Here is a 13,261-nt window from a genome sequence, read left to right on the forward strand (position 1 = left end):
TGCAACGAAAGCGTAATCGACGCTCATTAAGGTGGCTGCCAAAACCAAGCAGGGAGCCTGATGTGAGCCTATTAGAAGAAAACCAATCGACTGATCTGGAAAAAATGGTCGGCCTCAGCCGTCGCGGTTTCATCAGCGCCGGGGCACTGTGCGGCGCCGCCATGTTCCTCGGCGGTAACCTGCTGAGCCGCAGCGCGCTGGCCACCAGCATCAGCGCCGGCAACAGCCGCCTGCTCGGTTTCGAGAGCATTCCCGCCGCGACCACCGACGTCATCAGCCTGCCCAAGGGCTACAAGTCCTCGGTGCTGATCAATTGGGGTCAGCCATTGCACAAGAACGGCCCGGCGTTCGACCCGAGCGGCAATGGCACCGCTGCCGCCCAGGAAGTGCAATTCGGCGATAACAACGACGGCATGAGCCTGTTCGAATTCCCCGACGACCGAAACCGTGCGTTGATGGCGATCAACAACGAATACACCAATTACCGCTACCTCTACCCGCACGGCGGCACGCCGCAGTCGGCCGAAGACGTGCGCAAGGCGCTGGCCTGTGAAGGCGTGTCGGTGATCGAAGTGCAGCGCAGGAACGGCCAATGGCAGTTCGTCCAGGGCTCGCGCTACAACCGCCGCATCCACGGCAACTCGCCGCTGCGCATCAGTGGCCCGGCGGCCGGTCATGAGCTGATGAAGACGGCCGCCGACAAGCACGGCAAGAAAGTCCTCGGCACCTTCCAGAACTGCGCCAACGGCAAGACGCCGTGGGGCACCTACCTGACCTGCGAAGAGAACTTCACCGACTGCTTCGGCAGCAGCAACGCTCAGCAGCAGTTCGACCCGGCACAAAAGCGCTACGGCGTGTCGGCCGCCAGTCGCGAAATCAACTGGCACCCGTTCGACCCGCGCTTCGACATGGCCAAGAACCCCAACGAACTCAACCGTCACGGCTGGGTGGTCGAGATCGATCCGTTCGATCCGCAATCGACCCCAGTCAAGCGTACGGCGCTGGGTCGCTTCAAGCATGAAAACGCCGCCCTCGCCGAGACCGATGACGGTCGCGCCGTGGTGTACATGGGCGACGACGAGCGTGGCGAGTTCATCTACAAGTTCGTCAGCCGCGACCGCATCAACCATCGCAATGCGAAAGCCAACCGCGACATCCTCGACCACGGCACGCTGTATGTGGCCAAGTTCGACGCGGGCGACGGCAACCCGGATCACCCAAAAGGCCAAGGCCAGTGGATCGAACTGACCCACGGCAAGAACGGCATCGACGCCAGCAGCGGTTTCGCCGATCAGGCCGAAGTGCTGATCCACGCCCGCCTCGCCGCCAGTGTGGTCGGCGCCACGCGCATGGACCGCCCGGAATGGATCGTGGTCAGCCCGAAGGACGGCCAGGTTTATTGCACCCTGACCAACAACGCCAAGCGCGGCGAAGACGGGCAGCCGGTGGGCGGGCCGAACCCGCGCGCGAAGAACGTCTACGGGCAGATCCTGCGCTGGCGCACCGACCGCGACGATCACGCGTCGAAGACGTTTGCCTGGGATCTGTTTGTGGTCGCCGGCAATCCGGGTGTGCATGCCGGCACGCCGAAGGGCGGCTCGTCGAACATCACCCCGCAGAACATGTTCAACAGCCCAGACGGTTTGGGCTTCGACAAGGCCGGGCGCTTGTGGATTCTGACTGACGGCGACTCGAGCAACGCCGGGGACTTTGCCGGGATGGGCAACAACCAGATGCTCTGCGCCGATCCGAAGACCGGCGAGATTCGCCGGTTCATGGTCGGGCCGATTGGTTGCGAAGTGACAGGGATCAGCTTCTCGCCGGACCAGAAAACCCTGTTTGTCGGGATTCAGCATCCTGGCGAGAACGGCGGTTCGACCTTCCCCGAGCATCTGCCGAATGGCAAGCCGCGTTCATCGGTGATGGCGATTACCCGTGAGGATGGCGGGATCGTCGGCGCCTGATAAATCGCTTTCGCGAGCAAGCCCGCTCCCACACTGGATCGGCTGAGTGCATGAGATGGTCGGCACACCGGAGATCTACTGTGGGAGGGGGCTTGCTCCCGAAGAGGCCCTTCCAGGCAGCCCACTATTCAAGGCAAAACCCTCAACCTCCACAGTCTGCGCTACCATGCTGGGCCGGACGCGGCAGCCTGCTGCGCGCAGGAGTCAGCATGGCCCACCCGTTTGAAACCCTCACACCCGATCTCGTGCTCGATGCCGTCGAAAGCATCGGGTTTCTCAGTGACGCACGCATTCTGGCGCTCAACAGCTACGAAAACCGCGTCTATCAGGTCGGTATCGAAGACTCCGAACCGCTGATCGCCAAGTTCTACCGTCCGCAACGCTGGACCAACGAAGCCATCCTCGAAGAACACCAGTTCACCTTCGAACTGGCCGACGTCGAAATCCCGGTGGTGGCGCCGCTGATCCACAACGGCCAGACCCTGCACGAACACGCCGGTTTCCGTTTCACCCTGTTTCCGCGTCGCGGCGGCCGTGCGCCGGAGCCGGGCAATCTCGATCAGTTGTATCGTCTCGGCCAGTTGCTCGGGCGTATTCATGCGGTCGGCGCGACCAAGCCGTTCGAACACCGTGAAGCACTGGGCGTACAGAACTTCGGCCATGCCTCGCTGGCGACGTTGCTTGAAGGCAACTTCATCCCCAAGAGCCTGCTGCCAGCCTACGAGTCTGTGGCCCGCGACTTGCTCAAGCGGGTCGAAGACGTCTACGCCGCCACGCCGCACCAGAACATCCGCATGCACGGCGACTGCCACCCCGGCAACATGATGTGCCGCGATGAAATGTTCCACATTGTCGACCTCGACGACTGCCGCATGGGCCCGGCCGTGCAGGACATCTGGATGATGCTCGCCGGCGACCGTCAGGAATGCCTCGGGCAACTGTCGGAACTGATGGACGGCTACAACGAATTCCACGACTTCGATCCCCGTGAACTGGCGCTGATCGAACCGCTGCGCGCCCTGCGCCTGATGCACTACAGCGCCTGGCTGGCACGACGCTGGGACGACCCGGCGTTCCCGCACAGCTTTCCTTGGTTTGGTACGGAACGGTATTGGGGCGATCAGGTGCTGGCGTTGCGTGAACAGCTGTCGGCGCTGAATGAAGAGCCACTGAAACTCTTCTGATTCACCACAAAACCTTTGTGGGAGGGGGCTTGCTCCCGAAGGCGGTGTGTCAGGCAATTATTCTGCTGCTGAGACACCGCATTCGCGAGCAAGCCCGCTCCCACATTTGGCCAGTATTCACAAATTCAAAACTCATTTGCCAACAAATCTCCTTACAATCCCTGCTTTGTCAGCTGCCTAAGCAAGGATTCTGCATGCAAGCCGCCAACCCGCGTCGCGGGTACATTCTGGGCCTGAGTGCCTACATCATCTGGGGCCTGTTCCCGATCTACTTCAAAGCCATCGCTGAAGTCCCCGCTGTCGAGATCATCATTCACCGCGTGTTGTGGTCGGCACTGTTCGGTGCGCTGTTGCTGATGGTGTGGAAGCATCCGGGCTGGTTGCGCGAGTTGCTCGACAACCCCAAGCGCCTGGCGATTCTGGCCCTGAGCGGCACCCTGATCGCGGCCAACTGGCTGACCTACGTGTGGTCGGTGAACAACGGGCGCATGCTCGAGGCGAGCCTCGGTTACTACATCAACCCGCTGGTCAACGTGTTGCTGGGAATGTTGATTCTCGGCGAACGCCTGCGGCGCATGCAGTGGATCGCGGTGGGCCTGGCGGCCGTCGGCGTGGCGCAGCAGGTGTGGCAGGTCGGCAGTCTGCCGTGGGTATCGCTGGTGCTGGCGCTGACCTTCGGTTTTTACGGTCTGATCCGCAAACAGGCGCCGGTCAAGGCCTTGCCGGGGCTGGTGGTGGAAACCTGGATGCTGGTGCCGATCGCCGTGGCCTGGCTGCTGTTCAATCAGACCGCCACCAGCGCACAACCCGAGTTCTGGACCACCTCCCAAGCATGGTGGCTGGTCGCGGCGGGGCCGGTGACGCTCATCCCGCTGGTATGCTTCAACGCCGCTACCCGTCATCTGCCCTACACCACCATCGGCTTCCTCCAGTACACGGCGCCAACCCTGGTGCTGCTGCAGGCTGTACTGCTGTTTGGTGAGCACCTGTCGTCGAGCACGCTGATCGCGTTCATCTTCATCTGGGCCGGTCTGGCCGTTTACAGCGTCGATGCGGTGATCAGTTTGCGTCGGCGCAGCTGATCAAAAAACGCACAAAGCTTCGCAGGCCACGGTTCTCGTGGCCTGCAACGTTCCTTCCCAAGGTTATCCACAGCGTGATCCCCGCCGTTTGTGCGCAAGTCACTGAATGCTGGCGGTTTTTTGATCAGTTCCCGGCAAGCCACGGCTGGCGTGGCGTAGCGCCCGGTCTCTACAGGTTATCCACAGGCAGGTGCACGTTAAAACTGGATAACCCTGGCGTCGCTTAAACGTCTGTGCGTAACACCAGTTCGACCATCAGATCATCGGCCAGGGTTTCCAGGCGCGATTGCAGCACATCCAGCGACAGGGTCAGCGGCACCGCGAGAATTGCTTCGGCGTGGAATAACGACTCGCTGCTCATCGGTGCCGGGCGCACTTCGGTCACCAGCCGTTCGAGGTTCACCCCCTGCTCGCTGAGCAACCGGGTGATGTCGCGCACGATGCCCGGGCGGTCATTGCCCACCAACTCCATGGCGATCGGTTTCCAGGTGCAGGACTGCTCGATACCACTCTCCGCGATCAGCACGCGAATGCCTTGGGCCGACAGTGCTTGTAGGGAATCGACTAATTCGTCGTAAGCCTCCGCCGGTACGCCCACTCGCAGAATCCCGGCGAACTGCCCGGCCATCCGTGACATGCGGCTTTCCAGCCAGTTGCCGCCGTGCTCGGCGATGCATTGGGCGATGCGCTCGACCTGCCCGGGCTTGTCCGGAGCAAACACAGTGAGTACGAGATGGTCCATGGCGCGCCCTCTTGTCATGACTTTTGTTATAGAAAGGCAAGTATAGGCAAGGGGTTTGATTCAGCCCGGGCAGCAATTTGTGCGAGTGACCTGTGTCTTGGTTTTGGATGCAACCTGTGGCGAGGGGATTTATCCCCGATCGGTTGCGCAGCAGCCGTAAACCCTGTCAGCTCGGTCTACCTGTCAGCGCGCAGGGGGCGGCTTCGCCACCCATCGGGGATAAATCCCCTCGCCACAGAGTGTGCACCGCAGGGGGATGCCATAGCAGGCAGAAAGGATTTATGTGTACAACTTTTTATATTTAGCTGGAACAATCCGATGGTTTTTTGAGAACATCCCGTTCCGCGACGTGACCGCAATGCGTCATGAGGTCGCAGAACGACGTTATTAGTCTGATTTTCACAAGCGCAACGCATCATGTAGTATGCCTCGGCGCGCACTACATAACGCTGGATCGATGTCTGCCCAAGGCATGTTCGCAACCCTGAAAGCCCCGTCAGCAAGGCCCCCAAGCCGTTGATTGGTCCCAGCCCAGCCGCCAGCAATGGCATGTACTGGTCGGAAGGTTTGTGGTTTAAATGGCCAGAGGCTTCATTGTCAAAATTGAAGAGCTGAAAAGCGAAATAGCTGAGCAGAGTGAGGCAAGCAATGACTGAACACGTTCAAGTCGGTGGCCTGCAGGTCGCCAAAGTCCTGTTCGACTTCGTGAACAACGAAGCCATTCCCGGTACCGGCCTCACCGCCGAAAAATTCTGGGAAGGTGCCGACAAGGTCATTCATGACCTGGCGCCGAAGAACAAAGCCCTACTCGCCAAACGCGATGACTTCCAGGCTCGCCTTGATGCCTGGCACCAGGAACATGCCGGCCAGGCGCACGACGCCGTGGCTTACAAAGCCTTCCTGCAAGAAATCGGTTATCTGCTGCCAGAAGCGGCTGATTTCCAGGCAACGACGCAAAACGTCGATGATGAAATCGCCCGTACCGCCGGCCCGCAACTCGTGGTGCCGGTGATGAACGCCCGCTTCGCCCTCAACGCCTCGAACGCCCGCTGGGGTTCGCTGTACGACGCCCTCTACGGCACCGACGCGATCAGCGAAGACGGTGGCGCGGAAAAAGGCAAAGGCTACAACAAGGTGCGTGGCGATAAAGTCATCGCCTTCGCCCGTGCGTTCCTCGACGAAGCGGCGCCCCTGGCCGCCGGTTCCCACGTCGATTCGACGGCTTACAAGATCGTTGACGGCAAACTGCTGGTCACCCTCAAGGGCGGCAGCAACACTGGCCTGCGCAACGATGCACAGCTGATCGGCTTCCAGGGCGATGCCAATGCCCCGATCGCGATCCTGCTGAAGAACCACGGCCTGCATTTCGAAATCCAGATCGACGCCAGCACCCCGGTCGGCCAGACCGATGCCGCCGGCGTCAAAGACATCCTGATGGAAGCGGCACTGACCACCATCATGGACTGCGAAGACTCCGTGGCTGCCGTCGATGCCGACGACAAAGTGGTGATCTACCGCAACTGGCTCGGCCTGATGAAGGGCGACCTGTCCGAAGAAGTCGCCAAGGGCGGCCAGACCTTCACCCGCACCATGAACCCGGATCGCACCTACACCAAGGTCGATGGCAGTGAACTGACCCTGCACGGTCGCTCGCTGCTGTTCGTGCGTAACGTCGGTCACCTGATGACCATCGACGCGATCCTGGACAAGGACGGCAACGAAGTGCCGGAAGGCATACTCGACGGTTTAGTGACCTGTCTGGCGGCGATGCACAACCTCAACGGCAACACCTCGCGCAAGAACACTCGCACCGGCTCGGTCTACATCGTCAAACCGAAGATGCACGGCCCGGAAGAAGCGGCGTTCACCAACGAGTTGTTCGGTCGCATCGAAGATGTGCTGGGCCTCAAGCGCAACACCCTGAAAGTCGGGATCATGGACGAGGAGCGCCGCACCACGGTCAACCTCAAAGCCTGCATCAAGGCTGCCAGCGAGCGCGTGGTGTTCATCAACACCGGTTTCCTCGACCGTACCGGCGACGAAATCCACACCTCCATGGAAGCCGGCCCGATGGTGCGCAAGGCCGACATGAAGGCCGAGAAGTGGATCGGCGCCTACGAAAACTGGAACGTCGATATCGGTCTGAGCACCGGCCTGCAAGGTCGTGCGCAAATCGGTAAAGGCATGTGGGCGATGCCCGACCTGATGGCGGCGATGCTCGAACAGAAAATCGCTCACCCGCTGGCCGGCGCCAACACCGCCTGGGTACCGTCGCCGACCGCTGCTGCGCTGCACGCGCTGCACTACCACAAGGTTGACGTGTTCGCCCGCCAGGCCGAACTGGCCAAGCGTGCCCGTGCTTCGGTAGACGACATCCTGACCATCCCGCTGGCAGTCAACCCGAGCTGGACCCCGGAGCAGATCAAGAACGAACTGGACAATAACGCTCAGGGCATTCTCGGTTACGTAGTGCGCTGGATCGACCAGGGCGTGGGTTGTTCGAAAGTGCCGGACATCAATGACGTCGGCCTGATGGAAGACCGTGCGACGCTGCGCATCTCCAGCCAGCACATCGCCAACTGGCTGCGGCACGGTATCGTCACCGAAGCGCAAGTGATGGAAAGCCTCAAGCGCATGGCGCCAGTGGTCGATCGGCAAAACGCCAACGACCCGCTGTACCGTCCGCTGGCACCGAACTTCGACAGCAACATCGCCTTCCAGGCGGCAGTCGAACTGGTGATCGAAGGCACCAAACAGCCGAACGGCTACACCGAGCCGGTACTGCACCGTCGTCGTCGCGAGTTCAAGAAAGCCAACGGCCTGTAAATTTGCGCTGATGTGAAAAAGCCCTGGTCGAGAGATCAGGGCTTTTTTGTTGGCCTATAAAAATCTCCGGACCACTGGAGATCCCTTGTGGGAGCGGGCTTGCTCGCGAAGACGGACTCACATTCAACATTAATTTCGACAGAAAGGACGCATTCGCGAGCAAGCCCGCTCCCACAGGGGGGCAGTGTTGCCTGAGAGTCAGGGCTCAATGCCCAATTCGTGTTTGACCAGGCCCAGCAACTTCACCGTATCAATCGGCTTGAGCAGAAAGTCCACCACGCTCAGGTGCATCGCGGCGATGGCGTCTTTCACATCGGCATCGCCCGAAACAATGATGATCGGCAACGCCGCCCGCTCCGACTCACGCACCTGCCGAATCAAATCCAGCCCACCGACATTGCCCATACGCAAATCAGTGATCACCAGCCCGATCGAAGGTTTTTCGTCGAGCATCTTCAGCGCGGTTTCACCGCTGGCCGCGGTCATGCAACGAATGCCATCCAACGCGAGTATCTCCGACAACAGCTCCCGGGCGTCCTTGTCGTCATCGACGATCAGTACACGCTGCGGCGGCAGATCGGGTTCGAGCATTACAGCACTGAGCGCTTCACGCTCGGCGTCGCTCAAAATATCGTGGTCGGACATGGCATTCTCTACGTTTTCAATTCAGTCACCTGGCACAGTCGTCAGACATCGCTAAGCAGAGCTTCAATGTGCACTTCGTCGGATTTTTTTCCAAGTGGCTGGCGGGGGAATTTCCGACTGTTTTTGTAGGGCACTTCCCAAATGTGCCGAACGGCAGCTCAAACCTAGACTTACGTCCAATGGGCACCCCGCGCGCAGGGGCCGACCCATGGCTGCAACGATCCGACAACAACAATTCAAAAAAGACTGCGGTAATGGTTATGAGTAAAGCGGACGCCTTCACCCAGGCAGGGAAAACCGCGGTGTTGCAGAACATTCAGGGCACCCTGCAATTCCTCCAGCGCTTCCCGCCCTTCAATCAGATGGAACACGCCCACCTGGCTTTTCTGGTGGAACAATGTCAGCTGCGCTTCTATGGCCAAGGCGAAAGCATCATCAAGCCCGCCGACGGGCCGGTCGAATATTTCTACATCGTCAAACAGGGTCGCGTGGTCGGCGAACGCCAGCACATCACCCGGCCTGGCACCGAAACCACCTTCGAGATCACCACCGGCGAATGCTTCCCGCTGGCCGCGCTGATTGGCGAACGGGCGACCCGTACCGAACATCTGGCCAGCGAAGACACCTTCTGCCTGCAACTGAACAAACCGGCGTTCATCAAACTGTTCGCCCTGTCCAACAGCTTCCGCGATTTCGCTTTGCGCGGGGTCAGCAGCCTGCTCGATCAGGTCAACCAGCAAGTCCAGCAGAAAGCCGTGGAAACCCTCGGCACCCAGTACTCGCTGAACACCCGCCTCGGCGAAATGGCGATGCGCCATCCGGTGACTTGCAGCCCCGACACGCCGTTGCGCGAAGCGGTGAAGCTGATGCACGAGCAACAGGTCGGCAGCATCGTCGCGGTGGATGAACACAAGGCGCCGCTGGGGATTTTCACCTTGCGTGATCTGCGCGAAGTGGTCGCCAATGGCAGCGGTGATTTCAGCGAAACCATCGAGCGCCACATGACCTGTTCGCCGTTCTTTCTGTCGCCGGATCACAGCGCCTTCGACGCGGCGATTGCCATGACCGAACGGCACATCGCCCACGTCTGTCTGGTCAAGGATCAGCGCCTGTGCGGCGTGGTTTCCGAGCGCGATCTGTTCTCGCTGCAACGGGTCGATCTGGTGCACTTGGCCCGAACCATCCGCAGTGCCCAGCGCATCGAACAACTGGTGAGCCTGCGCGGCGAGATCGGCCAACTGGTCGAACGCATGCTCGCTCACGGTGCGTCTTCGACGCAGATCACCCACATCATCACCCTGCTCAACGACCACACCGTGTGCCGGGTGATCGAACTGACCCTCGCCGAAAAAGGTGACCCCGGCGTGCCGTTCAGTTGGTTGTGCTTCGGCAGCGAAGGCCGGCGCGAACAGACGCTGCACACCGATCAGGACAACGGCATTCTGTTCGAAGCGCGGGACGCTGCACACGCGGCGGAGATTCGCGGCAAGCTGCTGCCACTGGCCCAACAGATCAACCAGAGCCTGGCGCAGTGCGGCTTCAGCCTGTGCAAGGGCAACATCATGGCCGGCAACCCTGAGCTGTGCCTGTCCCGAGCAGAATGGGCGCGGCGCTTTGCGGCGTTCATCCGCGAGGCGACGCCGGAGAACCTGCTTGGTTCGAGTATCTATTTCGACCTGCGGGTGGTCTGGGGCGACGAGAAAGGCTGCGCACAACTGCGCCGGGGGATTCTCGATCAGGTCGGCGACAACCGTTTGTTCCAGCGCATGATGGCCGAGAACGCGCTGCGCAATCGTCCGCCGGTGGGGCGTTTCCGCGAGTTTGTGCTGGCGCGCAAAAACGGCGAGAAAGCCACCCTCGACCTCAAGGTTCAGGGCCTGACGCCCTTCGTCGACGGCGCACGCCTGTTGGCGCTGGCGCATGGCATCGAAACCAACAACACACTGGAGCGCTTGCGTCAGCTGGTCGAAAAAGAGGTCATCGAACGTCTCGATGGCGCCGCGTATGAAGAGGCTTACCACTTCATCCAGCAGACGCGCATGCAGCAACACCAGATCCAGAGCCGTGAGAATCTGCCCTGGTCGAACCGGGTCGATCCCGACAGCCTCAATCATCTGGATCGGCGCATCCTGCGCGAATCCCTGCGCCAGGCCCAGCGCCTGCAAAGCAGCCTGGCCTTGCGGTATCAGCTATGAGCCTGTTTTCGTGGCTGCGGCCGGCCAGCCCACTGCTGTCGGCAGACCTGCAACAACGTCTGGCGACGTTGCCGGCGATCAGCGAACTGAAAGAATACAGCCTGCGCGAGCAGCGCTGGGTGGTGCTCGATCTGGAAACTACCGGGCTGAACCTGAACAAGGATCGCGTGCTGTCGATCGGCGCGGTGGTCATCGAAGACGGCGCGATCGACTTCAGTCAGCAGTTCGAGCGCACTCTGCAATGTCGGGAGCTGAAGCTCAGCCCGAGCGTGTTGATCCATGGCCTGGGGCCGAACGCGATTGCCGCCGGCAGCGACCCGGCCGAGGCGTTGCTGGAGCTTATGGAATTTATCGGTGACAGCCCGGTGCTGGCGTTTCATGCGCCCTTCGATCAGCACATGCTTGGGCGCGCGCTGCGGGAACACCTGGGCTACAAGCTGCAGAATGTGTTTCTGGATGTCGCGGACATGGCGCCGCTGCTGTGTCCGCAGGCGAATATCCGCGAGGCCGGCCTGGATGAATGGATCGACTGGTTCAAGCTTGAGGTGTTCGAGCGGCACAACGCGAGTGCCGATGCACTGGCGACGGCGGAGCTGGCGCTGATCCTGTTCAGCCGGGCGCGGCAGCAGCAGATTCATAGTCCGTTGAACCTGCAGCAGCGTTTGAGTCAGTGGAAACGTCGTCAGCAGGCGCCGTCCTTCTAAAAGCCCCCTCACCCCAACCCTCTCCCAAAGGGAGAGGGAGCTGACCTTATTGTCTTGCGTTATACATCGACCTGAAAAACCAGATCGATTATGGATTCAGCAAAGCACTTTCCGGTCGGTGCAGCTCCAGAATATTCCCTGATCGGTCCCCTCTCCCCCGGGAGAGGGTTAGGGTGAGGGGCAGCTCTTGTGCACCCACCCGACCAGTGGCCAATTGCTAACCATTCCCACCTCTGCGAGAATCGCGAACAATTCTCGTTGGTTAACATTTCCCAATCGGTGCGTCTGGTGTCGTCAGTCCCAAGCCCTCACAGTGAACTCGTCGGTGCGTTGTATCGCGACCATCGCGGTTGGCTGCTGAGCTGGTTGCGGCGCAATGTGGCTTGCCCGCAACGAGCCGAAGACCTGAGCCAGGACACCTTCGTGCGTTTGCTCGGTCGCGAGCAACTGCTGACGCCGCGCGAACCCCGGGCGTTTCTAGTGGCGATTGCCAAGGGCCTGCTGTTCGACTACTTCCGCCGCGCCGCACTGGAGCAGGCCTACCTCACTGAATTGATGCTGATCCCCGAAGGCGAACAACCGTCGGTCGAAGAGCAGCAACTGATCCTCGAAGACCTCAAGGCTATCGACCGCCTGCTCGGCAAGCTGTCGACCAAGGCCCGCGCCGCCTTCCTTTATAACCGCCTCGACGGCCTCGGCCATGCTGAAATCGCCGCGAAGCTTGGCGTCTCCGTGCCGCGTGTGCGGCAGTACCTCACGCAGGGCATCCGCCAGTGCTACATCGCCCTGTACGGTGAGTCGACATGAGTCCGGCCAGCTCCAAACCGGTCTCCGCGCAGGTGCTGGATGCGGCGATTGCCTGGCAGTTGTCGCTGGATTCCGGCAGTCCGCTGGAGCGCGAGGAGTTCGCCAAATGGCATGCAGCGAATGAAGAACACGCCCGCGCCTGGCGGCAGTTGGGCATGCTCGATCAGCGCTTCAGCGTCGCCAACGGCCCGGCCCGCGCAGCCTTGCTGCAATCGCGCGAAGGCATTCGGCGGCGCGTGCGCAAGCTCGGCAGCGGATTGGCCAGCGTGGTGGCGCTCGTCGGTCTGGCGTTGTTTGCCGGGGATCGCTACTTGCCGCTGGATTACTGGCTCGCCGATCAACGCACCGCCACCGGTGAGCAGCGCACGGTGCGCCTGGCCGATGGCACCGTGCTCAACCTCAACACCCACAGCGCGGTGGATGTGCGTTTCGATGCCAGGCAGCGGCTGATCGTATTGCAGGAAGGCGAGGTCATGGTCGAGACCGGTCACGGCGATGCGCGGCCGTTCATCGTCGAAACCCGCGAAGGCAGCATGCGCGCATTGGGCACACGGTTTCTGGTCAAGCGTGAAGACCAAGGTACGCGCCTGAGCGTTCTGCAATCGGCGGTGGCGGCGCATCCGCAAAGCCATCCTGAAGAGCGGATCCTGCGCGAAGGCCAGCAAGTGCTGATCCGCAATGACGGCCTCGACACGGTCGCCGCGCTCACGCCCGGCGCCGATGCCTGGACCCGCGGCATGCTGGTGGTGGACAACGCGCGACTGGAAGACCTGGTGCATGAACTGGCGCGTTATCGCCGAGGGCATCTGGGCGTGGCGCCGGAAATCGCTGACCTGCGCATCACCGGCAGCTTCCCGCTGCACGACACCGACAAGGCCTTGAGTGCGCTGCTGCCGACCCTGCCGGTGCAGATCGAGCAGCACACGCCGTATTGGGTCACGGTGGCGAAGGCTGATACCAAGCCTTAAAAAATTCGTTGTCAGGGAAATAGCTATCGCGAGCAGGAATGCGTTCCCCCTGTAGGAGTGAGCCTGCTCGCGATAGGGCCACCCGCAGCACTCGAAAATTCCGAATCGGCCGCCCCACTCCCAGTTAATCGAAATTATTTTCAT

10 protein-coding genes are annotated in these 13,261 nt (G+C 61.0%); 8 read left to right on the forward strand and 2 right to left on the reverse strand.

Translation table 11 applies throughout. The features are described 5' to 3' along the window. Positions 1-62 precede the first annotated feature (62 nt). From E3Z29_RS28910 to rarD, 3 genes are all read left to right on the forward strand, one after another. Positions 63-1,964, forward strand: coding sequence for a PhoX family phosphatase (locus E3Z29_RS28910; protein ID WP_134787491.1), 1,902 nt, complete (start codon positions 63-65; stop codon positions 1,962-1,964). Between the two features lie 209 nt (positions 1,965-2,173). Further along, complete coding sequence (locus E3Z29_RS28915; protein WP_027610685.1) at positions 2,174-3,148, forward strand: serine/threonine protein kinase; 975 nt, start codon at positions 2,174-2,176, stop codon at positions 3,146-3,148. A gap of 194 nt (positions 3,149-3,342) precedes the next feature. Beyond that, a complete protein-coding gene (gene rarD, locus E3Z29_RS28920; RefSeq protein ID WP_095137447.1) occupies positions 3,343-4,230 on the forward strand; it encodes an EamA family transporter RarD in 888 nt (295 codons plus the stop codon). Between the two features lie 223 nt (positions 4,231-4,453). Here rarD and E3Z29_RS28925 read toward each other — a convergent pair whose 3' ends face one another. Next, positions 4,454-4,972 carry a glycine cleavage system protein R gene (locus E3Z29_RS28925; protein WP_134787492.1) on the reverse strand — a complete coding sequence of 173 codons (519 nt, stop codon included), beginning with the start codon at positions 4,970-4,972 and terminating at the stop codon, positions 4,454-4,456. A gap of 648 nt (positions 4,973-5,620) precedes the next feature. Between E3Z29_RS28925 and E3Z29_RS28930 the strand changes: the two genes are divergently transcribed. Then, entirely contained in the window at positions 5,621-7,798 is a 2,178-nt protein-coding gene (locus tag E3Z29_RS28930) for a malate synthase G (protein ID WP_003228921.1), read from the forward strand. A 198-nt stretch (positions 7,799-7,996) separates the two neighbouring features. On the opposite strand, the gene E3Z29_RS28940 is transcribed toward E3Z29_RS28930, so the two are convergent. After that, positions 7,997-8,443, reverse strand: a complete 447-nt coding sequence (locus E3Z29_RS28940) for a response regulator (RefSeq protein WP_096797572.1) — start codon at positions 8,441-8,443, stop codon at positions 7,997-7,999. Between the two features lie 260 nt (positions 8,444-8,703). Between E3Z29_RS28940 and E3Z29_RS28945 the strand changes: the two genes are divergently transcribed. The 4 genes from E3Z29_RS28945 (at position 8,704) to E3Z29_RS28960 (ending at position 13,117) form a co-directional block, all read left to right on the forward strand. Beyond that, on the forward strand, positions 8,704-10,638 hold the full coding sequence (locus tag E3Z29_RS28945) for a putative nucleotidyltransferase substrate binding domain-containing protein (RefSeq protein WP_305955829.1): 1,935 nt from the start codon (positions 8,704-8,706) through the stop codon (positions 10,636-10,638). Continuing rightward, positions 10,635-11,342, forward strand: coding sequence for a PolC-type DNA polymerase III (locus E3Z29_RS28950; RefSeq protein WP_098965946.1), 708 nt, complete (start codon positions 10,635-10,637; stop codon positions 11,340-11,342). The genes E3Z29_RS28945 and E3Z29_RS28950 overlap by 4 nt, the downstream gene beginning before the upstream one ends. A 288-nt stretch (positions 11,343-11,630) precedes the next feature. Next, positions 11,631-12,149 (forward strand): RNA polymerase sigma factor, encoded by a 519-nt coding sequence (locus E3Z29_RS28955; RefSeq protein WP_134787494.1) that lies wholly within the window; start codon positions 11,631-11,633, stop codon positions 12,147-12,149. After that, a complete protein-coding gene (locus E3Z29_RS28960) occupies positions 12,146-13,117 on the forward strand; it encodes a FecR domain-containing protein (RefSeq protein WP_134787495.1) in 972 nt (323 codons plus the stop codon). The genes E3Z29_RS28955 and E3Z29_RS28960 overlap by 4 nt, the downstream gene beginning before the upstream one ends. The last annotated feature ends 144 nt before the right edge of the window (positions 13,118-13,261 follow it).

Origin of the sequence: Pseudomonas sp. S150 (genome assembly GCF_004526365.1) — a bacterium.
Taxonomy (GTDB): domain Bacteria; phylum Pseudomonadota; class Gammaproteobacteria; order Pseudomonadales; family Pseudomonadaceae; genus Aquipseudomonas; species Aquipseudomonas putida_A.